This is a genomic window from Corynebacterium sp. (assembly GCF_012838985.1).
Taxonomy (GTDB): domain Bacteria; phylum Actinomycetota; class Actinomycetes; order Mycobacteriales; family Mycobacteriaceae; genus Corynebacterium.
Genome location: NZ_DUOE01000001.1, coordinates 1 through 20,895 on the forward strand (window position 1 = coordinate 1; position 20,895 = coordinate 20,895).

Below are 20,895 nucleotides of genomic sequence, written 5' to 3' on the forward strand. Positions count from 1 at the left end.
GGCGTGTCTTAAACACAAGCGAGGGTTTCCCAGCGCACGGTGTTGGTGTCTAATCATCAACGCTTGCAAGGAAACCCTCGTTGCCTACTTTACCGCCCTCGGCCCGGCATGACCTCACCGACGCCGAGATGCCCGCCCCGTCATTGCCGGTGGCGGTGCAGTCCTCGATGAGACAGTCGGCGCAGCGCACATCGATGCCCAGGCCACCGCCGTCGGCCGGACCGCCGGTGCGGTTGCCCTCCGCCACGCACCGCCGGATGGCCACGTCGGTGCAGTCGTAGAGGAAGATCCCCTCAGGTCCCTCCGTGGCCCGGCAGCCGGCCCCGTTGCCACGGGCCACACAGTCGGCGACCTCCCCGCCGAGGACGGAGCCCACGACGATGCCGGAACCGGAGTGCCTGTCGGTGAGAGCAGGGTCCCCGCGGGTGCCTTCGACCCGGCAGTGGGTGATCCGGACATTCCGCAGCCCGTGCCCGGGCGCCTGGGGACCGTGGGTGAGAATGCCCTGCAGCAGACAGTCCGTGACCAGGCAGTGGCTGATCTCCACGTCGACGAGCCCGTCCGGGATCTCCGAGCCGACGGCGATGCCATTGCGCGCCCCGCTCACGCTCAGCCCGTGGAGGCGCACGCCCCGCGCCCCCGACTCCGTCACCCACACGACCACCCCGTCCCCGTTGTCCGTGCCCACGATGTCGAGATCACGGACCTCCACGTGACGGGGATTGCGCAGCACCAGGACATTGCCGGCGGCCCGCAGGGTCGACCGCCCCGCGGCGGGTCGGATGACGGCTGGTGAGGAGGGGGTGCCGTGGGCGTCGACAAGCAACGGTTCCTCCAGGTACCCGGGAACCTCGTACACGTCGCCGGGCCCCAGCCGTATCGTCGCCATGACGGTCAGCCTAGCTGTCCTCAGGCGGCCCCGACGACGACCATCCACACCGCCACCTGGTGCACCACGGCGGCGATGATCGTCGCGATGTGGAAGTGCTCGTGGTAGCCGAGGACCCGGGAGGAACGGCCCGGCCAGCGGAACCCGTACATGAGCGCACCCAGCGAGTAGATCACGCCACCCGCCGCCAGCAGCCACACGACCGCCGGGCCGGCACCGACCAACAGGGAGGGCAGGAGCGGGACGATGAGCCAGCCGAGCACCAGGTAGACGGTGACCGCCAGCCAGCGGGGGTGGGTGATCCACAGGAGGTTGAGCGCGATGCCCGCCAGCGCCCCCGCCCACGCCACCCCGAGCATCCAGGCGGCCTGGCCGGGCGGCAGGACGATGAGGCACAGCGGGGTGTAGGTCGCGGCGATGAAGAAGGCGATGGTGGCGTGGTCCGCCCGGCGCCACCACTGGACGGTGTGGGCGGAGCGCCAGTGCCCCAGGTGGTAGGCGGCGGACACCCCGAAGAGCACGACCACACCGACCGCGTAGAGCGTCACCCCCAGCGCCTGCCACCAGGGCACCGTCATCCAGGCGAAGGTGGACAGGACGGAGCCGCCCACCACTGACGCCACCGCCGCGAAGAAGTGGAACCAGCCGCGGGTGACGGGGCGGGGACCCCGGTTGACCATCTCCCGGGTGAGGGTGATCGTGTCTGCGACGGTGTCCGTCATGCGCGGACCTCCTGCCCATAAGTTACGGTCGCGTAAGTTATGGGCCACGGTACGCCCCGACGACTACCCGCGCAAGCTCCCGGCACTCCCGTCCGCGGGTCCGGCCGGGGCGTGGGACTTCCACGTGCACTACGCCTGCAACGCGACGATGACCAGCTTCAGACGCGAATCCACGGAGAATTTGTCGAACAAGGCACCCACGTGCTTCTTCACAGCCGCAACCGTCACGGACAGGTCCTTCGCGATGTCCCTGTTGGATTTGCCCTGCAGCAGCAGATCCAACACCTCCTGTTCACGGGTGGTGAGCGTGGGACCGGTCGACGTCCGGGTCACCGGCCGGAGAAAATGCTGCAGGCGACCCGCCAGTGCAGGGTCGATATACGTCTTCCCCTCCGACGCCATCGTGACGGCATCGACGACGACGCCCGGGGCCGCGGATTTGAGGATGATTCCCGAAGCACCAGCACGGAGAAACTCAATGACGTACTGGTCCTCATCGAAGGACGTGATCCCCACAACCGGAATATGCGGGGCGCGGCAACGAATCTCCCGGATGAGGTCAACTCCGTCCATCCCCGGCATGCGCATGTCCGTGAGAATGACATCCACACCGAGCAACCCCAGCATTGACAATGTCTCGCTTCCCGATGACGCTGTTCCCACCACACTGAACGGGCTGCCGACGAAGTAGCTGGGGAGCATCTGGCGTACAACCTCATCGTCGTCCACTATCAGAAGCGCCGGGGAAACCATCAGCCTGCCTCCACGACCGGAAACTCCAGCGCCACCTGCATCAACCCGTCTGCCCGACTCACCTCGACTGTCCCCCGACCTCAGACATCGCAGCCTCCACCCCGGGAAGGCCCCGACCGGTGCCGCCGAGGTCGTCACGATGGTCAGCGGAAATTCTGTTGACCACGAGCACCCGAGACATGCCTCCGGACACTTCCCCGAGCAGCCGCACCGGATTCTCGCCATATTTGAGAACGTTGGTGAACACCTCCCGCAAGGCACGGGCCACAGTCTCCACGACACGGACACCCTCCACCCCCGGGAAGTCGACGACAGGATGGAGCCCGAGCGCCTGCATGTCACCCACTGCACGATCGACTCCGAGATCCACCACGGACTGCGAACCAGCCAGGCGCCCCTCTCCCTGCAGATGACCGATGATACTGCGCAGCGACGCGATGGCCTCCTGTGCTTCCTCATGCACTCTCGGGCGCCACTCCCGGATTCCTTCTGCAGTTCCGCTGAGCAGCACGATGCGGGTCAGTGAATCCGCGACATTGTCATGGAGTTCACGGGCCATGTCCACCCTCATTCGCAGACGCTCCAGCTCCACTGCAGATTGACGCCCGCGTCTCTCCATCCGGAGCATCCGACGCGCAAGTCCCACGACCAGTGCCACCACGATGCAGAGCAAGACGGTCAGCACCTCCGCCCCGGCCGAAACACCCCAGGCTGCGAGGGGGTCACCGAGAACGAACCAGGTGAAAATCACCAGACCGGTCACAGCTCCGGTCACCCAACGACCGGTCAGGATCAAGATTTCCAGCACCAGGAAGGACAGGCAGGCGACGAAGACATGCATTTCGACATCCCCGATGAACAGTCCCACCGCCACAGCCAGCACCACCCCGACTGCGCGTACCCCACTGTGCGGTGCCAGGAGCATTGCCCAGATGAGGAAGCCGCCGGCTGCCAGCAGAGGCCAGGTGGGCCAGTCCCGGTACACCGCAGCCACACCGGCTGCCGAAATCAGGAGGACAATCCCGAGTGCCGCCTCCAACCGCCCATCATCGGCGACAAACGCGCGCACAATCCGAGAATCCATGGGAGCATTCCATCACATTCCAGATGCCACAAGCTTGTACGGGACCTTCGGCTACCCCATCTCAAGCATCGACATGGTGACGAGGCTGACCACAAGGAGAGACTTCCTGGAAGACCGGTTCGCAGGAAGTCTCCGTCCCTATCGTCAGAGTTGTTCCTCCCCCAAAACAGAAAGGCACCAATGTCTTCCCGTGTTCTCCGCCTCGCCACGTCTTGTGCGGGTGCTGCACTGCTCTCCGACCACCTCATCGTGCCCGTGACCACCGCCGGAAAATGCGCTCGAGCAGCCGTGGATGCGTGGTGATCCCGTGACTTCTTCCAAGAGTAACCGGTGGGTGCCGACGGCCATCTACGGAGTCTCTGTTCCCGCCGGTGTGGCGGGGGCCGCCTCCGTCGGGTCGCTGGCAGCGCTCCCGCTCCTGGCAGGAGCCGCCTGCGGCCTCGCGGTGGGCTGGTGGGTCAACCAGATCCTGAATGTGAGGCGCCGAGACACGTAGAGACCGCACCCGGACAGTGCCCGGGTGCGGTCTCTGCGCTGACAGATGCTACTCGACGACGGCGTTGGCACCCACCGCGTGACCGAAGAGGTTCGGCAGGGTCGTCTTCCAGGCGTCCTTGAGCTCATCCAGGTCGACGGTGACGTCGCCGAAGGTGAGCTCGCGGGCCTCGGTGGTCTCACCGATCTTCACGGCCGGCACACCGAACTCGGCGGCGCGGGCCAGGACGGCGTCGACCTTGTCCTCGGTGGTGGCCACCAGGGCACGGGACGCGGACTCGGAGAAGAGTGCCACGAACTCGTCCTCGTGGACGCCGGACAGGTCCAGTGCCACGCCACCCGGGGCACGGAAGGCCATCTCGACGACGGCCTGGGCCAGGCCACCCTCGGAAAGGTCGTGCGAGGCGGTGACGTCGCGGTTGCCCACGAAGAAGTCGGCGAGGCGCTCCTCGTTGGCCAGGTCGACCTTCGGGGGCATGCCGTTGAGGCCGCCGCCGGAGATCTTCTGCCAGATGGAGCCGCCGAACTCGTCGAAGGTCTCACCCAGGAGGATGAGCACCTCCTTGCCCTCGACGGTGCCCAGGTCGTGGGCGATGGCGTCGTGGACGTCCTCGATGACACCCAGGACACCGACCACCGGGGTCGGCAGGATCGGGGTGTCACCGGTCTGGTTGTAGAAGGAGACGTTGCCGCCGGAGACCGGGATGTTGAGCGCCTTGGCGCCGTCGGCCAGGCCGTGGACGGACTCCTTGAACTGCCACATGACGTCCGGGTTCTCCGGGGAGCCGTAGTTGAGGCAGTTGGTCACGGCCACCGGGCGGGCGCCGGTGACGGCGACGTTGCGGTAGGCCTCGGCCAGTGCCAGGCGGGTACCGGTGTTCGGGTCCAGCTTGGTGTAGCGGCCGGAGGCGTCGGCCGAGACGGCGACGCCGCGGCTGGTCTCCTCGTTGATGCGCAGGACACCGGCGTCGGAGTACTTCGCCTTGACCGTGTTGCCGCGGACGTAGCGGTCGAACTGCTCGGTGATGAAGTCACGGGAGCACAGGTGCGGGGAGGAGACCATGTCGATGAGGGCCTGCTTGAGGTCCTCCGGACGCTCCACCGGGACGTACTGCTGGAGCTCGTCCTGCCACTCCGGGCGGGCGAAGGGGCGCTGGTAGACGGGGCCCTCGTCGATGGTGGACGGCGGGGCGTCCATGACCACCTCACCGTTGTGGACCACGAGGAGACGGTCGGCCTCGTCGGTGACCTCACCGATCTCGGCGCAGGTGACCTCCCACTTGTCGCAGATCGCCTTGAACTTGTCGACGTTCTCCGGCGTCACGATCGCGCACATGCGCTCCTGGGACTCGGAGGCGAGGATCTCGGCGGCGGTCATGTTCTCGGCGCGCAGCGGCACGGCGTCGAGGTTGACGCGCATGCCGCCGTCACCGGCGGCGGCCAGCTCGGAGGTGGCGCACGCGAGGCCGCCACCGCCGAGGTCCTGGATGCCGACGACCACGCCGGCGTCGTAAAGCTCGAGGCAGCACTCGATGAGCACCTTCTCGGCGAAGGGGTCACCGACCTGGACGGCCGGCAGCTTGCGCTCCTCGCCCTCCTCGAAGTTCGCGGAACCGAGGACGGAGACACCACCGATGCCGTCGAGGCCGGTACGGGAACCGAAGAGCATGACCTTGTTGCCGGCGCCGGAGGCGAAGGCCAGCTTGAGGTCCTCCACCTTGAGGGTGCCCACGCACAGTGCGTTGACCAGCGGGTTACCCAGGTAGGCCTCGTCGAAGATGGTCTCGCCGCCGATGTTCGGCAGGCCGAGGGAGTTGCCGTAGCCGCCGATGCCGGCGACGACGCCGGGGAGGACACGGCTGGTGTCGGCGGCGTCAGCCGGGCCGAAGCGCAGCTGGTCCATCACGGCGATGGGACGGGCGCCCATGGCCATGATGTCGCGGACGATGCCGCCGATGCCGGTGGCGGCACCCTGGTACGGCTCGACGAAGGACGGGGAGTTGTGGGACTCGACGCGGAAGGTGACGGCGTCGCCGCCTCCGATGTCGACCACACCGGCGTTCTCGCCGATGCCGGCCAGGATCTTGGAGGCCATCTCCGGGGTGGTGGTCTCACCGAAGTAGCGCAGGTGCACCTTGGAGGACTTGTAGGAGCAGTGCTCCGACCACATGACGGAGTAGGTGGTCAGCTCGGCGTCCGTGGGACGGCGGCCGAGGATGCCCTTGATCTTCTCGTACTCGTCCTCCTTGAGGCCGAGCTCCTCCCAGGGCTGCTCGAGCTCCGGGGTCTCCAGGGCGGCGTCGACGGTGTCGTTGTGAACGGTCATTTATTCAAGCCCTCCTAGGCTGCGATCGTGCCGATGGCGGACAGGAACATCCCCAGACCGTCCGTGGACGGGCCGGTGAGGACCTCGACGGCGTGCTCTGGGTGCGGCATGAGGCCCACGACGCGGCCGGTCTCGTTGGTGATGCCGGCGATCGCGTTGAGGGACCCGTTGTAGTTGTCGGTGTAGCGGAAGACCACGCGGCCCTCACCCTCGAGCATCTCGATGGTGTCCGGGGCTGCCTGGAAACGGCCCTCACCGTGCTTGGCGGGGACGAGGATCTTCTGGCCGGCCTCGTAGTTGGAGGTCCACGCGGTGTCCGCGTTGACGACCTCCAGGTAGGTGTCGGTGCAGTGGAAGTGCAGACCCTCGTTGCGGGTCAGTGCACCCGGCAGCAGGCGGGCCTCGGTGAGGACCTGGAAGCCGTTGCAGATGCCCAGGACGGGCATGCCCTTGCCGGCGGCGTCGACGACGGCGCGCATGACGGGGGCGATGGCGGAGATGGCGCCCGAACGCAGGTAGTCGCCGTAGGAGAAGCCGCCCGGGACGACGACGGCGTCGATGCCCTTCAGGTCCTCGTCGGCGTGCCAGAGGTTGACCACCTCGGCGCCGGCGATACGCACGGCACGGGCCGCGTCCACGTCGTCCAGGGTGCCGGGGAAGGTGATGACTCCGATCTTGGCGGTCACTTGGCGACCTCCACGCCGACGACCTCGAAGTCCTCGATCACGGTGTTGGCGAGCAGCGTCTCAGCGAGCTTCTCGAGGTCGGCGGTGGTGACGGAGTCATCCACCTCCAGCTCGAAACGCTTGCCCTGACGTACGTCGCTGACGCCTGTGACGCCGATGCGTCCCAGTGCGCGGTGGACAGCCTGTCCCTGGGGGTCGAGGATCTCCGCCTTCGGCATGACATTCACAACAACACGGGCCACAGTTTTCCCTTATCTTCGCCGGAATTGGTCGGTCTCAGCATAGCGCGTCAACGCCCTTGTTAATACTCGGCAAACCCATTCCCGCCCGAGGTCTCTGTCACCGCCGAGTGAACCCCCGATGAATTCTGCGTTCCCGGGATGCGACGAGGTGTGAACAACGGTTAGGTGGTCGCGAGCACGTATGTGCGCAGACACATACGTGGCAACCGTCAGCCGTCCGTTCTCATTCCCAGAGGGCCCCCATGTTCCGTCCCGCAGCAGGACTGACCGCAGCCGCCGCCACCGGTCTCGCGCTCGTCCTCGTCCCCGCCTCCGCCTCCGCCGCTCCCGACGCCTCCGAGGTCGTCATCAACGAGGTGTACGGAGGTGGCGGCAACTCCGGTTCCGTCTACTCCCATGACTTCGTCGAGCTGTACAACCCGACCGACCGCGACATCGACCTGAGCGGCTGGGCCATCGACCAGCGTTCCGCCGCCGACAACCGCGGCACCCTGCACACCATCCGGTCCGGTGTCATCCCGGCGAAGGGCCACTTCCTCATCCGGGGCGCGGCCGGCAACAACTCCCCCGCCGAGCTGCCCACCCCGGATTCCGTGGGCACGTTCAACTTCTCCGGCACCAACGCCATCGCGGAGCTTATCGACGCCACCGGCACCCCCGTCGACCTCGTCGGCTGGGGCTCCGCCACCCGTTTCGAGTCCGCCCCGGCACAGTCCACCACCAACGCGACCTCCACCGCGCGCCGCACCGACGGGGTGGACACCGACGACAACGCCCTCGACTTCGCCCGCTCCGCCCCGACACCCCGGAACTCACAGACCTCCGGCACGGCCCCCGGACCGGAGGTCACGGAGACCATCCCCATCGCCGAGATCCAGGGCACCGGCGACGTCACACCGTTCGCGGGTCGGCAGGTCACCACCGAGGGTGTCGTCACCGCCGTCTACCCGGAGGGCGGCCGCAACGGATTCATCATGCAGACGCCGGGGACGGGTGGTGTCGGAAAGCAGGTCGGTGACGCCTCCGACGCGATCTTCGTCCACCTGGGTGCCGGGGGCCAGTTCCCGGCGATCGGTGACTCCCTCGTGGTCACCGGTCAGGCCGATGAGTACTACTCCGTCACCCAGCTCTCCCGCGCCACCATCACCGTCCCGGACACCGCCTTCGCCCCGGTCACCCCGACGGAGATCGACACGCTGCCCGCCGGCGACGAGGCCCGCGAACCCTACGAGCACATGCTCGTCCTGCCGACCGGTGCCCACACGGTGACGAACAACTACGCGCTGAACACCTACGGCGAGATCGGCCTGGCGCCGGGCACCACCGCCCACCGCCAGCCCACCGACCTGCACGCCCCGGACACCGATCCGGCGTCCCCGGTGCAGCAGCTCGCCGCGGCGCAGCTCGCTGAACTCGTGCTTCTCGACGACGGCCGCACCCGCAACTACCTCACCGGTGACCAGCACACCCCACTGCCCTACGTCGCCGTCGACGGTGCCCCGCACATGTCGATCCGCACCGGCGCAGCCGTGGACTTCCAGCACCCGGTGACCGTGGATTTCTCGCACAACCACTGGCGTTTCCAGCCGACCACCCCGGTCACGGGCCACAGCTCCGCTGCGGAACTCCCGGTCACGTGGGAGGACACCCGCGCCGCCGAGATCGGCGCCATGGGCACCGTCGCCGGAGACTACTCCATCGCGTCCTTCAACGTCCTCAACTACTTCACGTCGCTGGGGGCGGACGAGGCCGGCTGCCGCGCGTACACCGACATGCACGGCCACCCGGTCGCCACGAACCGCTGCACCGTCCGCGGCGCGTGGTCGCCGTCCGCGTTCCGCGACCAGCAGACCAAGATCGTCGCCGCGATCAACGAGCTCGACGTCGACGTGCTCGGCCTGGAGGAGATCGAGAACACCTCCGCCCTGACGGGTGACATCGAGCGTCGCGACGAAGCCCTCTCCCTGCTTGTCGACGCCCTCAACACCGCCGCCGGCGCCGAGCGCTGGGCGTACGTCGCGTCCCCGGCGCAGACCGGCACCGACGAGGACGTCATCCGCGTCGGCTTCCTCTACGACCCGTCCACCGTCGAGGTCGTCGGTGAGTCCCGCATCTTCGACGACGCCCGTTTCACCGGCACCGCCCGCCAGCCACTCGCCCAGGAGTTCCAGCCGGTCGGCGGCGGACAGTCCTTCGTCACCGTGGTCAACCACTTCAAGTCCAAGGGCTCCGTCGCCCGGGGAGACGCCGACACCGGTGACGGCCAGGGCAACAACGCCACCGTCCGCACCAACCAGTCCCAGGCGCTCCTCGAGCACCTGCGTGACCAGACTGACTGGAGCGGGCTGCCGACCTTCATCCTCGGTGACATCAACGCCTACTCCCGGGAGACCGCCGTGACGGTGCTGGAGAACGCCGGCTACACCAACATCGCCGCCCAGTACGACCCGGAGCACACCACCTACCAGTTCGACGGCAAGCTCGGGTCCCTGGACCACGCGCTCGGCAACGCCGCCGCCATGGAGCTGGTCCGGGACGCCCGTGTCTGGAACATCAACGCCGATGAGCCGATCCTCTACGAGTACTCCCGCCGCCTGTACAACGTGGTCGACTTCCACGAGGACAACTACTTCCGCTCCTCCGACCACGATCCGGTGAAGGTCGGCTTCTCCCTCCCGCAGAACACGGAGCCGGCCCAGCGGAACGGCCGCCCCGACCACTCCCACCAGCAGGGACGCCCGGACCACTCCTACGACACCGGCCGCCCCGCCCACGCCCGCCGCTGACCGACGGAACGGTCAGGAGGCGAAGTCGCGGTAGTCGCCCGGCTCCGCGCCGGCGGCCACCGCCGCTGCGGCGGCCATGAGGACGTCCGAGGCGACCTTCTTCTCCAGGAGGTTACGGCCCGAGACGGAGAGGCGGATGATGTTGCCGCGGGCGGCACCCCGCCCGGCGGCCCTGATGATGTTCCGGCGCCACCACTTCGCCGCACCGAAACCCTCACCGACGGAGAGGTTGCGGCACTGGACGAACGTGTCGTCCTCCAGCATGTGCAGGCCCCGGGTGCTGGCTGCGAGGGTGAAACCGAACTCCGGCAGCACCTCGAGGGTGCCGGGCGACATACGCCAGCGGGGCGGGGCGAAGATGTCGGTCTCGATCCCGATCCTCTTCATCTGACGGGTGGCGCCGGCGACGCGGAGACGGGCCTCGTGGGCCCCGAGGTTCGCGAACTCGGCGCGGCGCCCCTGCACCGCCTGGTCGAAGCCGTTGAGGATGAGCACCCGCCCGGACTCCTGCTGCTCCAGCAGCCAGTCCCGCGTCCGGGTGTCCTTGGCCAAATGCCAGTTACCGTCGATATGCGGCGCTACCAGCAGCGACACGGGGATCCCCTCAGCGTCGAGGTCCTTGACCATCCCCGCCACTGCTCCCCTGGTGTCTGTGAAGATACTGGAGATGGATACCAGGAGCCGGCCACGCATAAGGGGGATTATCGCACGTCCGGCCTGCCCTGTCCTGTCGAGTCAGGGAGCGGGATCCGCACCGCCCCCGCAGCCCGCAGCGTCCACGCGTACTCGAAGGCGGTCTGGCGCCAGCGCGCATAGCGGCCGGACACTCCCCCGTGTCCGGCGGACATCTCGGTCTTGAGCAGGAACTCACCACCGGTCGCCGTGGCACGCAGCGCGGCGATCCACTTGGCGGGCTCGACGTAGAGCACGCGGGTGTCATTGAGCGAGGTGATGGCGAGGATGTCCGGGTAGTCCTGGGCCGTGACGTTCTCGTAGGGGGCGTAGGAGGCCATGTAGTCGTACACCTCGGCGTCGGAGTAGGGGTTTCCCCACTCGTCCCACTCGGTGACCGTGAGCGGCAGCTCGGGCTTGAGCATCGAGGTCAGCGGGTCGACGAAGGGGACCACCGCCTGGATGCCGGCGAAGCGGTCGGGTGCCATGTTGGCGATCGCCCCCATGAGCATGCCGCCGGCGGAACCGCCCTCGGCGACGAGGCGGTCCGGGGCGGTGAACCCGCGGGCGATGAGGTCGTCGGCCACCGCAATGAAGTCGGTGAACGTGTTCTTCTTGCTCAGCTGCTTGCCGGTGTCGTACCAGGCGCGCCCCATCTCACCGCCGCCGCGGACATGTGCGACGGCGAAGATCATGCCCCGGTCCATGAGGGACAGGCGGGCGATGGAGAAGCCCGGGTCGATGCTCGACTCATAGGACCCGTAGGCGTAGAGCAGCGTCGGCTGCGGCTTCTGCAGATCGAGGTCCGCGCGGTGGACCAGCGAGACGGGGATCTCGGCACCGTCGGAGGCCTTCACCCACAGCCGGTAGGCGGTGTACTCGGCCGGATCGTAGCCGCCGCGGATCTCCTGCTGCTTGAGCAGGGTGAACTCCCCCGTGGACACGCGGTAGTCGAACAACTGCGCCGGGGTGGTGAAGGAACCGTAGGAGACACGGATCACCGGGGCATCCCACTCCGGATTCCCCAGGGCGGCGGCGGTGTAGAGCTCCTCCTCGAACTCCAGCTCACTGAAGTGGCCGTAGCCGGAGTCCGGCAGGACCATGAGGGCGAGGCGGCCGATGGCGCCGCGTCGGTAAGCAGCGACGATGAAGTCCCGGAACGTGTCCACCCCCTCAATACGCCAGTCCCGGCGGTGCGGGATGAGGACATTGAGATCCCGCAGATGCGGCAGCTCCCCCACCCCGCACTCACCCACCTCGAAGTTCGGACCCGCCGCATTGTGCGTGACGATCCACCGGCTCTCCCCGTCGATGACCGCGTGGTCGACGGAGTACTCGATGCCCTTCTCCCGCGGCCACAGCACCCGGAACTCCCCCTCCGGGTCATCCAGCGGCAGGACGTGCGTCTCCGAGGTGATCTTGGACGCCGCCTCGATGATGAGCCACTGCTCACACCGCGTCGCGCCGACCCCCGTGAAGAACTGCTCATCCGTCTCATGGAAGACACACACGTCCTCCGCCGGATCCGTGCCGATACGGTGCCGCCACACCGTGTCCGGGCGCCAGGCCTCATCGACACGCTGGTAGAACAGGTGCTCCTCCCCCGCCCAGGTCGCGCCGTAGTAGACGTTCTCCAGGACATCCGGCAGCAGCTCACCGGTCTCGAGGTCCTTGATGCGCAGGGTGAAACGCTCATCACCCGTCGTGTCCACGGAGTACGCGAGGAAACGCCCCGACGTGGTCACCGAGGAGGCCCCGACCGAGAAGAACTCATGCCCCTCCGCCAGCTCGTTGAGATCCAGGAGGACCTGCTCCCCCTCCGGGCGGCCCTCCTCCGGGATGACCGGCGGCGTCCACGGATCCTGCCCCTCTGCCACGGGGATGCGGCAGCTCAGGCCGTAGCTCTGGCCCTCGATGGTGCGGCCGTAGTACCACCAGTCACCGGCGCGCTGCGGGACGGACATGTCCGTCTCCTTGATGCGGCCCTTCATCTCCTGGTAGATCTCCTCCGTGAGATCCTCCAGGTCAGCGGTCTGCTGCTTCGTGTACGCGTTCTCCGCCTCGAGGTAGGCGATGGTCTCCGGGGACTCCTTGTCGCGCATCCACTCGTAGTTGTCGGTGAACGTGCGGCCGTGGAACTCACGGACCACGGGATGGAGCGGGGCGATCGGGGGAGTCAGAGTCATGTCCACCGATCCTAGTGCCGCGACCCCGGCCCGCTCGCGGGGACCCTGTCACGGACGTACTCGCCTGCCCTCCCGGCGCCGGCGTTCCGACCCTCCGGAGGCCACAGGCGAGTACGTCCGTGACAGGCCCGCGCATGAGAAAGGCCCCGGGCAGACGCCCGGGGCCTCAGGAAAGGGGAACTACACGCACTCTCCGACCCAGGTGCAGAACTTCTCGCCGGACAGGCGCTCATACGCCTCGATGTAGCGCTCGCGGGTCGCCTCCACGACGGAACCCGGCAGCACCGGCGGCGGGGTGTCGTCGCTGCCGTCCCAGCCCGACTTCGGGGAGGTCAGCCAGTTACGCACGTACTGCTTGTCGAAGCTCGGCTGGACCTTGCCCTCCTCATAGGAGTCGGCCGGCCAGTAACGGGAGGAGTCCGGGGTGAGGACCTCGTCGGCCAGCACCAGGGTGCCGTCCTCGTCGAGGCCGAACTCGAACTTCGTGTCCGCCAGGATGATGCCCTTCTCCTCGGCCAGCGCAGCGGCCTCCGAGTAGATGCGCAGGGTCGCGTCACGCAACTCGTTGGCGCGCTTCTCGCCCAGCTTCTCCACGACCACCTCGAAGCTCACGTTCTCGTCGTGGTCCCCCTGCTCCGCCTTGGTCGCCGGGGTGAAGATCGGCTCCGGCAGCTTCGAGGACTCCACGAGACCCTCCGGCAGCTCGATGCCGCAGACGGTGCCGTCCGCCTGGTACTCCTTGAGCCCGGAACCCGTGAGGTAACCACGGGCCACGCACTCGAACGGCAGCATCTTCAGCTTCTTCACGATCAGCGCCCGACCCAGCACCTCCTCCGGGATCCGCGGATCGTCGATGGGGCCGGCGAGGTGGTTCGGGAAGTCGATGGCGTTGAAGAAGAACACGCTCATCGCCGTGAGCACCCGCCCCTTGTCGGGGATCTCGGGGTCGAGCATGTGGTCGTAGGCCGAGATACGGTCGGAGACCACCATCAGCAGGGTGTTGTCATCAACCTCGTAGATCTCACGGACCTTGCCCGCGGAGATGTGGTTGTAGTCGGACAGCTCAGGACGCATGACAGGGGAGTCTATTACAGAATCACGCCCGGCTTGTACTGGGCCGCCTCCGGGTGCGCGTCGACGAGCACCTGGACCCGACGCAGCACATGATCCACCTGGGACTCCGCCGCGCCGATGAAGGCGTGACGGTCGGCCAGGGCGGCATCCAGATCGGCCTGCGACATGGGCAGACGCTCATCCGCGGCGAGACGCTCGATGAGGTCCTGGTCGCCGCCGTTCTCGCGCATGTTCAGCGCCACCGCGACGGCGTTCTCCTTGATGACCTCGTGCGCCGTCTCACGGCCCACGCCCGCCCGGACCGCCGCCATGAGGATGCGGGTGGTCGCCAGGAACGGCAGGTAGCGCTCCAGCTCACGGTTGATCATCGCCGGGAAGGCACCGAACTCGTCGAGGACGGTGAGGAAGGTCTCGAACATGCCGTCAATGGCGAAGAAGGCGTCCGGCAGGGCCACACGACGGATGACCGAGCAGAACACGTCACCCTCGTTCCACTGCTGACCCGCCAGATCCGCGGTCATGGTCAGGTAACCGCGCAGGATGACCTGCAGACCACCGACACGCTCGCAGGAACGGGCGTTCATCTTGTGCGGCATCGCGGAGGAACCGACCTGGCCCTCCTTGAAGCCCTCCGTCACGGTCTCGGTGCCGGCCATGAGACGGATCGTGTGCGACAGCGAGGACGGGCCGGAACCCAGCTGCACCAGCGCGGACACGGCGTCGAAGTCCAGGGACCGCGGGTACACCTGGCCCACGGAGTCGAAGATGCGGGAGAAGCCGAGATGGTCGGCGATGGAGGTCTCCAGGGCGGCGAGCTTGCTCTGGTCACCGTCCATGAGGTCCAGCATGTCCTGCGCGGTGCCCATCGGGCCCTTGATGCCGCGCAGCGGGTAGCGGTCCAGCAGGTTCTCGGTGCGCTCGATGGCGACGAGCATCTCGTCGGCGGCCGTCGCGAAGCGCTTGCCCAGGGTCGTGGCCTGTGCCGCGACGTTGTGGGAACGACCCGCCATCACCAGGGACTTGTACTGCGCCGCGCGGTCCGCGATGCGGGAGACCACGGCGATGGACTTGTCGCGGATGAACTCCAGCGAACGGTAGATCTGCAGCTGCTCGACGTTCTCCGTCAGATCGCGGCTGGTCATGCCCTTGTGGATGTGCTCGTGCCCCGCGAGGTCGTTGAACTCCTCGATGCGGGCCTTGACGTCGTGGCGGGTGATCCGCTCACGGGCGGCGATCGACTCGAGGTCGACCCGGTCGATGACGGCCTCGTAGGCGTCGATCGCCTCGGCCGGGATCTCCACACCCAGATCCTTCTGCGCCTTCATCACGGCGATCCAGAGCTGGCGCTCCAGGATGATCTTGTACTCCGGGCTCCACAGCTCCGTCAGCTCGGCGGAGGCGTAGCGGTTGGACAGGACGTTCGCAATCTTCTTCTTATCAGCCACGCCCCCGATTATCGCATGACCAGCGTCGGGGGTGGGCTGCGGGCATCAGCGACGCACGTACTCACCCAGGCGACGGATCGCCTCGCGGGTCTCCTCCTCCGGGGCGCACAGCGTGAGGCGGACCCACTTGTGGCCGTTGACCGGGTCGAAATCGATGCCCGGCGCGAAGGCCACACCGATCTCCTCGATGAGCTCGTGGCACCAGGCCTCCGAGTCGTCGGTGACGTGGGAGACGTCGAGCCAGAGATAGAGGCCGCCGTCAGGCTCCGCCATCCGGGTGAAACCGGCGGCGGGCAGCTCCTCGAGGAGCACGGCGCGGGCGGCACGGTAACGCTCAACGTGGGAGTCGAGCTCCGCGCGGGCCTCCGGGGTGAAGGCCGCACGGCCCGCGACCTGCGAGATCGCCGGCGGACACAGCGCCAGCGAGGCCTGCAGATTCTCCACGGGCGTGAGCAGTTCATCGGGGAGGATGAGCCAGCCGATGCGCCACCCCGTCATCGAGTAGTACTTCGACAGCGTGCCCACGACGATCGCCCGGTCCGAGAACTGACGGGCCGTGGCCAGGGGACGCCCGAAGGACATGCCGTGGTAGTCCTCGTCGGAGATGAGGACCGCGTCGTTGTCCTCGCACCAGCGGGCGATGCGCTCCAGCTCATCCGGGTCGATGATCGTGCCGGAGGGGTTGCCCGGCGAGGTGACGATCACGGCACGCGGCCGGTCCTCCGCGGGCAGGGCGTCGAGCATCGCGGCCGTCGGCTGGAAGCGGGTCGACTCATCACAGACGAGGTCGATGACGCGGGCCCCGAGCGACTCCAGGATGTTGCGGTACGCCGGGTAGCCCGGGCACGACAGGGCGACGGCGTCGCCGTGATCGAGCACCGCCAGGAAGGACGCCACGAAACCACCGGAGGAACCGGTCGTGATGACGACGTTGTCCGCGCTGGTCTCCACCCCGTACGTGTCGGAGTGCCAGCGGGCGACGATCTCCCGCAGGTCACGGTCACCGACGACCTCGGTGTACCCCAGGGTCGAGGTGCGGAGCGAGCCCTCGGCAGCGTCGAGGACCGGGGCCGGGGCACCCGTGGAGGGCTGCCCGGCGCACAGCATGATCGTGTGCTTCCCCTCGCGTGCACGCCGGTGCACGATGTCGAGCATCTGCATGACGCGGAAGGGCTGGACCTGGCCGCGGTCACTGACGAGCCGGCCGGTCACAGGGAGATCCGTCCCTCCACGGCCGGCAGTGCGATGTCGCCGCGGTAGAAGGAACCCTCCAGCTGGATCTGCTCGATGGTGGCGTAGGCGTCGTCGCGGGCGGCCTCCAGGGTCGGGCCCACACCGACGATGTTGAGCACGCGGCCACCGGCGGAGACCAGCTCGCCGGCGTCATTGCGGGCGGTACCGGCGTGGAGGACCTTCGACGGATCCTTCACGACGTCACCCGTGATGACACCCCCGGTCACCGGGTCAGCCGGGTAATTCTCGGCGGCCAGGACGACGGTCAGCGCGTAGGCGTCCTCCCACTCCAGCGGCGGATGATCGGCCAGGGTGCCGGACGCGACGGAATCGAGAAGCGTGGCCAGCGGGGTCTTCAGCAGCGCGAGGATCGGCTGGGTCTCCGGGTCACCGAAACGGGCGTTGAACTCGACCACCCACGGGCCGTCCGTGTCCCACGCCAGACCGGCGTAGAGCAGACCGGAGTACGGGGTGCCACGCTTGACCATCTCCCGGGCGACAGGCACACACACCTCATCGACGATGCGCTGGACACCCTCGGCGGGCAGCCACGGCAGCGGGGTGTAGGCACCCATGCCGCCGGTGTTCGGGCCCTCGTCATTGTCATAGGCGCGCTTGTGGTCCTGCGCCGGGATCAGCGGGACGACGGTCTCACCGTCCACCAGGCAGAAGAGCGAGACCTCGGGGCCGTTGAGGAAGGACTCGAGCAGAACCGGGTTACCCAGCTCGTGCACCGCACGGACATGCTCGAGCGCGGCGGCCCGATCGGGGGTGACCACGACGCCCTTGCCGCCGGCCAGCCCGTCGTCCTTGACCACCCAGGTGGGGCCGAAGCGGTCGAGGGCGGCCTCGATGTCCGCGTCCGGGGTGCCCGGGGTGAGCTGCTCCGCGCGGGCCGTCTTGACGCCGGCGTCAGCCATGACGTCCTTGGCGAACTGCTTGGAGCCCTCGATCTGGGCGGCGTCACGGTTCGGGCCGAAGACCCGGAAGCCCGCGGCGCGGAGAGCGTCGGCCACGCCCGCGACCAGCGGAATCTCCGGGCCGATGACGACCAGGTCGGCCTCGATCTGCTGGGCGAGGGCCACCATGGCGGCCGGGTCGTCTGCCTTTCCGGCGTCGGCGTGGACGGTGGCCAGGCCCGTCATTCCGGCGTTTCCGGGGCAGACGTGGAGGTCAGTGGTGGCGGGGTCGGCGGACAGACCCTGGAGGAGGGCGTGTTCGCGGCCGCCCGAACCGATCACGAGAATGCGCATGACCACCAATTCTAGGAGACTCCCGCCCTCCGGGGTGGACCCGGTCGCCGGAGGGCGGCCCCGGGTGACGATGAGCACATGTGTGCCTTCCGCGGTTCCCGGCGATTTCAGCGGATCGACTTCCCCGAAACGCTGAAATCGCCAGAAACCGGAAACAACCCACATATTCCTGCGCCGGGTAGCCTGGGCGCCATGAGTAGCGTGTTCACCAAGATCATCAACGGCGAGCTGCCGGGCCGTTTCGTCTACCGCGATGACGAGGTCGTCGCCTTCCTCACCATCGAGCCGCTGCGGTACGGCCACGTGCTGGTCGTCCCCGTGGAGGAGGTCGACCGCTGGACCGATCTCTCCCCCGCCCTGTGGGCCCGCCTCAATGAGGTGGCGCAGCAGATCGGCGTCGCGGTCCGGGAGGCCTTCGGTTCCGCCCGCGCAGGCTACATCATCGCCGGTTTCGACGTCCCCCACACCCACATCCACGTCTTCCCCACCGACCGGATGTCGGAGTACGACTTCTCGCGGGCCATGGCCATGGACGCCACCGACCCGGAGCTCATGGACGACGCCGCCGCCCGCATCCGCGCCGCCCTCGGCACCGACGCCGAGGGCCGCCCGCAGTAGGGATGTCGCTGCTGCGCTGGGTGCCGCACCGCGGGACCCTGCCGCCGCTGCCCGCCCGCCCGGGCACTCCGGTCGTGCTGCTGCACGGCCTCATGGGGTCGCCGGGCAACTTCGAGGCCACCGCCACCGCCCTCGTCGACCGCGGCGTGCCGGTCGTCGCGCCGTTGTACGGGGAGCGGGGGACGGTGGGCGTCGATAAGTCTCTCGATGAGCTTCTCGACGCCACCTCCTCCCTCCCCACCCCCTTCGACATCGTGGGCCATTCCCTGGGTGGCTACCTGGGGCTGCGCCTGGCCGTCGAACGTCCGGGGACGGTGCGCACCCTCGTGGGGGTGGGCGCCTGTTTCCGGGGTCTGCCGCTGCCGCCCCGTCGCCTGGTGCGGCGGGCGATCCCCCTGGTGATGGGCCGGGGCGCGGGCGACCTCATGACCGCCGTCCCCTTCCCCGCCGACATCCCGACGGGCACCCGGGTGGTCTCCCTCGTCTCCGACGGCGACACCGTCGTCCCCGCCGCCTCCGCCTCCCTCGGGGAGGTGCGCACCCTGCACGGCGTGCGCCACGAACACCTCCCCGGGCAGGCCGACGCCATCATCGAAGCACTGGATTGGACACCATGACCTCAGAGCACATCGCCGAGATTGACGGCACCGAGTACACCTTCGCCTGGCCGCAGGACAAGACGCTGCTGGAGTCGATGATCGCCGAGGCGATCCCCGCCTGGTACTCCTGCACCGACGGGGAATGCGGCACCTGCCAGTGCACACTGACCGGCGGGCCCTCGCACATGCGGCAGAATCAGGTCCTGTCGCGCTACGAGGTCGAGCAGGAGGAACAGACCCTCGCCTGCCAGACGATCCGCGACGGGGAGGGCCCTTACCGGGTGAGCTACGAGTAGCCACCCCTACCAGGGTGGTTTGATGGCCTTCTGCGCCTAGAGTGACATACATGAACCTGACTCCCCGTCTGCATGACAACCCTGAGATCCCCGAGGGCGAGGCCCGCGAGACCATCCTCCCCGCCTACTTCGGCAAGTTCGGCGGCCAGTTCGTCCCGCCCATGCTCTACCCGGTCCTCGACGAACTGGAGCGCGCCTACGCCGAGGCCCTCGAGGACGAGGAGTTCATCGCCGAGCTGGACAAGCTCTACCGTTCCTACCTGGGCCGCCCGACCCCGGTGACCGAGTGCGTCAACCTGCCCCGCGAGGGCCGGGGTCGGGGCCACGCGCGGATCTTCCTCAAGCGTGAGGACCTGGTCCACGGCGGTGCCCACAAGGGCAACCAGGTCATGGCGCAGGCGCTGCTGGCGAAGAAGCTGGGCAAGACCCGTCTCATCGCCGAGACCGGTGCCGGCCAGCACGGCACGGCCACCGCGATGGCGGCGGCCCGTTTCGGCATGGAGTGCACCATCTACATGGGTGCCCGTGACATCGCCCGTCAGCAGTCCAACGTGTACCGCATGCGTCTCATGGGTGCGGAGGTCGTGGCCGTCGACGAGGACGGCGGCAACGGCCTGCAGAACGCCGTCGACGTGGCGCTGCTCGACTGGGTCGAGTCGTACGAGACCACCCATTACCTGCTCGGCACCGCCGCCGGCCCGCACCCCTTCCCGAGCCTGGTCAAGGAGTACCACCGGGTCATCTCGAAGGAGTCGCGTGAGCAGATGCTCGCGGAGGTCGGCCGGCTTCCCGACGCCGTCATCGCCGCCGTCGGCGGCGGCTCCAACGCCATCGGCGCCTTCGCGGAGTACTACGGGGACACCGACGTGCAGCTCATCGGCGTGGAGCCCGCAGGCGAGGGCCTGGACTCCGGTAAGCACGGCGCCCCGCTCAACCGCGGCCGCGTGGGCATCCTCCACGGTTCCCGTTCCTACGTCATGCTCGGCGAGGGCGACGACGACGTGCTCAACTCCCACTCCATCTCCGCCGGCCTGGACTACCCGGGCATCGGCCCGGAGCACGCCTGGCTGATGGAGACCGGCCGCGCCACCTACGTCGGCGCCACCGATGCGGAGGCCCTGCAGGCCTTCCGCATGCTCACCCGCTACGAGGGCATCATCCCGGCTCTCGAGTCCTCCCACGCCCTGGCCCACGCCCTCAAGCTGGCCGAGCTGGACGAGGCCGAGGGCCGCACCGACCGTGTCTACCTGGTCAACCTCTCCGGCCGCGGCGACAAGGACGTCAACTACGTCCGCCGCATGCTCGGTGATGCGGCGGACCTGGATCCGGACACCCACGGCGTCGAGAAGCTGGATGTCGCGGGCGCCATCGCCGCGCTGGAGGCGGAGGCCGACTAGTCCCGCAGGCGCGGCAGCCGGACGGTGAACGTCGAGCCGACGCCCTCCTCCGAGTCGACGGTGATCGTGCCGCCGTGCTTGTCCACCAGCGACTTCGTGATCGCCAGGCCCAGACCGGAACCGCCGGACGCGCGGGACC

General features: G+C 68.2%; 19 protein-coding genes. 5 read left to right on the forward strand and 14 right to left on the reverse strand.

Features of this window, described 5'->3' with window-relative positions; genetic code table 11:
• Positions 1-49: 49 nt before the first annotated feature.
• The 7 genes from GXZ33_RS00005 to purS all read right to left on the reverse strand — a co-directional run bounded on the left by GXZ33_RS00005 (position 50) and on the right by purS (position 7,197).
• A complete protein-coding gene (locus GXZ33_RS00005) occupies positions 50-889 on the reverse strand; it encodes a right-handed parallel beta-helix repeat-containing protein (protein WP_291338819.1) in 840 nt (279 codons plus the stop codon).
• Positions 890-909: 20 nt separating this feature from the next.
• Complete coding sequence (locus GXZ33_RS00010) at positions 910-1,611, reverse strand: hemolysin III family protein (protein WP_291338820.1); 702 nt, start codon at positions 1,609-1,611, stop codon at positions 910-912.
• A 129-nt stretch (positions 1,612-1,740) separates the two neighbouring features.
• Positions 1,741-2,340 carry a response regulator transcription factor gene (locus GXZ33_RS00015; protein ID WP_291338821.1) on the reverse strand — a complete coding sequence of 200 codons (600 nt, stop codon included), beginning with the start codon at positions 2,338-2,340 and terminating at the stop codon, positions 1,741-1,743.
• Positions 2,341-2,422: 82 nt separating this feature from the next.
• Entirely contained in the window at positions 2,423-3,448 is a 1,026-nt protein-coding gene (locus GXZ33_RS00020; protein ID WP_291338822.1) for a histidine kinase, read from the reverse strand.
• Positions 3,449-3,992: 544 nt separating this feature from the next.
• Positions 3,993-6,269, reverse strand: a complete 2,277-nt coding sequence (gene purL, locus GXZ33_RS00025; RefSeq protein ID WP_291338823.1) for a phosphoribosylformylglycinamidine synthase subunit PurL — start codon at positions 6,267-6,269, stop codon at positions 3,993-3,995.
• A 14-nt stretch (positions 6,270-6,283) separates the two neighbouring features.
• Complete coding sequence (gene purQ / locus GXZ33_RS00030) at positions 6,284-6,955, reverse strand: phosphoribosylformylglycinamidine synthase subunit PurQ (protein WP_291338824.1); 672 nt, start codon at positions 6,953-6,955, stop codon at positions 6,284-6,286.
• Entirely contained in the window at positions 6,952-7,197 is a 246-nt protein-coding gene (gene purS / locus GXZ33_RS00035) for a phosphoribosylformylglycinamidine synthase subunit PurS (RefSeq protein ID WP_040086716.1), read from the reverse strand. The genes purQ and purS overlap by 4 nt, the downstream gene beginning before the upstream one ends.
• Positions 7,198-7,439: 242 nt before the next feature.
• Here purS and GXZ33_RS00040 point away from each other — a divergent pair, with 242 nt between their 5' ends.
• Complete coding sequence (locus GXZ33_RS00040; protein WP_291338825.1) at positions 7,440-9,983, forward strand: ExeM/NucH family extracellular endonuclease; 2,544 nt, start codon at positions 7,440-7,442, stop codon at positions 9,981-9,983.
• Between the two features lie 12 nt (positions 9,984-9,995).
• On the opposite strand, the gene GXZ33_RS00045 is transcribed toward GXZ33_RS00040, so the two are convergent.
• From GXZ33_RS00045 to purD, 6 genes are all read right to left on the reverse strand, one after another.
• Positions 9,996-10,676, reverse strand: coding sequence for a DUF2334 domain-containing protein (locus GXZ33_RS00045; RefSeq protein WP_291338826.1), 681 nt, complete (start codon positions 10,674-10,676; stop codon positions 9,996-9,998).
• An 8-nt stretch (positions 10,677-10,684) separates the two neighbouring features.
• Positions 10,685-12,841: a S9 family peptidase gene (locus GXZ33_RS00050; RefSeq protein WP_291338827.1), complete on the reverse strand. Its 2,157-nt coding sequence runs from the start codon at positions 12,839-12,841 to the stop codon at positions 10,685-10,687.
• Between the two features lie 180 nt (positions 12,842-13,021).
• The gene (locus tag GXZ33_RS00055; RefSeq protein ID WP_291338828.1) at positions 13,022-13,915 is read right to left on the reverse strand and encodes a phosphoribosylaminoimidazolesuccinocarboxamide synthase; all 894 of its coding nucleotides are present in this window, start codon (positions 13,913-13,915) and stop codon (positions 13,022-13,024) included.
• 14 nt (positions 13,916-13,929) lie between these two features.
• Positions 13,930-15,369: an adenylosuccinate lyase gene (purB, locus tag GXZ33_RS00060; RefSeq protein ID WP_291338834.1), complete on the reverse strand. Its 1,440-nt coding sequence runs from the start codon at positions 15,367-15,369 to the stop codon at positions 13,930-13,932.
• Between the two features lie 36 nt (positions 15,370-15,405).
• Positions 15,406-16,521 carry a pyridoxal phosphate-dependent aminotransferase gene (locus tag GXZ33_RS00065; RefSeq protein WP_291338835.1) on the reverse strand — a complete coding sequence of 372 codons (1,116 nt, stop codon included), beginning with the start codon at positions 16,519-16,521 and terminating at the stop codon, positions 15,406-15,408.
• Positions 16,522-16,568: 47 nt separating this feature from the next.
• Positions 16,569-17,846, reverse strand: coding sequence for a phosphoribosylamine--glycine ligase (purD, locus tag GXZ33_RS00070; RefSeq protein WP_291338829.1), 1,278 nt, complete (start codon positions 17,844-17,846; stop codon positions 16,569-16,571).
• A 192-nt stretch (positions 17,847-18,038) separates the two neighbouring features.
• Here purD and GXZ33_RS00075 point away from each other — a divergent pair, with 192 nt between their 5' ends.
• The 4 genes from GXZ33_RS00075 to trpB are packed head-to-tail and all read left to right on the forward strand — an operon-like array spanning position 18,039 to position 20,756.
• On the forward strand, positions 18,039-18,464 hold the full coding sequence (locus tag GXZ33_RS00075) for an HIT family protein (RefSeq protein WP_291338830.1): 426 nt from the start codon (positions 18,039-18,041) through the stop codon (positions 18,462-18,464).
• Positions 18,465-18,466: 2 nt separating this feature from the next.
• Positions 18,467-19,081, forward strand: coding sequence for an alpha/beta fold hydrolase (locus GXZ33_RS00080; protein ID WP_291338831.1), 615 nt, complete (start codon positions 18,467-18,469; stop codon positions 19,079-19,081).
• Entirely contained in the window at positions 19,078-19,359 is a 282-nt protein-coding gene (locus GXZ33_RS00085) for a 2Fe-2S iron-sulfur cluster-binding protein (protein WP_291338832.1), read from the forward strand. Before GXZ33_RS00080 ends, GXZ33_RS00085 begins: the two co-directional genes overlap by 4 nt.
• Before the next feature lie 50 nt (positions 19,360-19,409).
• Positions 19,410-20,756, forward strand: a complete 1,347-nt coding sequence (gene trpB / locus GXZ33_RS00090; protein WP_291338833.1) for a tryptophan synthase subunit beta — start codon at positions 19,410-19,412, stop codon at positions 20,754-20,756.
• Here trpB and GXZ33_RS00095 read toward each other — a convergent pair.
• Positions 20,753-20,895, reverse strand: a 143-nt coding sequence (locus GXZ33_RS00095) for an ATP-binding protein (protein WP_291338836.1), incomplete at its 5' end; no start/stop codon positions are given. The two genes, trpB and GXZ33_RS00095, sit on opposite strands and share 4 nt — an antisense overlap.

Excerpts from the sequence above, each read along its gene's own strand:
- GXZ33_RS00040 (WP_291338825.1), top strand. The coding sequence starts at position 7,440 with ATGTTCCGTCCCGCAGCAGGACTGACCGCAGCCGCCGCCACCGGTCTC.
- trpB (WP_291338833.1), top strand. The coding sequence starts at position 19,410 with ATGAACCTGACTCCCCGTCTGCATGACAACCCTGAGATCCCCGAGGGC.
- GXZ33_RS00065 (WP_291338835.1), bottom strand. The coding sequence starts at position 16,521 with ATGCAGATGCTCGACATCGTGCACCGGCGTGCACGCGAGGGGAAGCAC.
- GXZ33_RS00020 (WP_291338822.1), bottom strand. The coding sequence starts at position 3,448 with ATGGATTCTCGGATTGTGCGCGCGTTTGTCGCCGATGATGGGCGGTTG.
- purL (WP_291338823.1), bottom strand. The coding sequence starts at position 6,269 with ATGACCGTTCACAACGACACCGTCGACGCCGCCCTGGAGACCCCGGAG.
- GXZ33_RS00080 (WP_291338831.1), top strand. The coding sequence starts at position 18,467 with ATGTCGCTGCTGCGCTGGGTGCCGCACCGCGGGACCCTGCCGCCGCTG.
- GXZ33_RS00085 (WP_291338832.1), top strand. The coding sequence starts at position 19,078 with ATGACCTCAGAGCACATCGCCGAGATTGACGGCACCGAGTACACCTTC.
- GXZ33_RS00010 (WP_291338820.1), bottom strand. The coding sequence starts at position 1,611 with ATGACGGACACCGTCGCAGACACGATCACCCTCACCCGGGAGATGGTC.
- GXZ33_RS00055 (WP_291338828.1), bottom strand. The coding sequence starts at position 13,915 with ATGCGTCCTGAGCTGTCCGACTACAACCACATCTCCGCGGGCAAGGTC.
- GXZ33_RS00075 (WP_291338830.1), top strand. The coding sequence starts at position 18,039 with ATGAGTAGCGTGTTCACCAAGATCATCAACGGCGAGCTGCCGGGCCGT.
- GXZ33_RS00045 (WP_291338826.1), bottom strand. The coding sequence starts at position 10,676 with ATGCGTGGCCGGCTCCTGGTATCCATCTCCAGTATCTTCACAGACACC.
- GXZ33_RS00050 (WP_291338827.1), bottom strand. The coding sequence starts at position 12,841 with ATGACTCTGACTCCCCCGATCGCCCCGCTCCATCCCGTGGTCCGTGAG.
- GXZ33_RS00005 (WP_291338819.1), bottom strand. The coding sequence starts at position 889 with ATGGCGACGATACGGCTGGGGCCCGGCGACGTGTACGAGGTTCCCGGG.
- purD (WP_291338829.1), bottom strand. The coding sequence starts at position 17,846 with ATGCGCATTCTCGTGATCGGTTCGGGCGGCCGCGAACACGCCCTCCTC.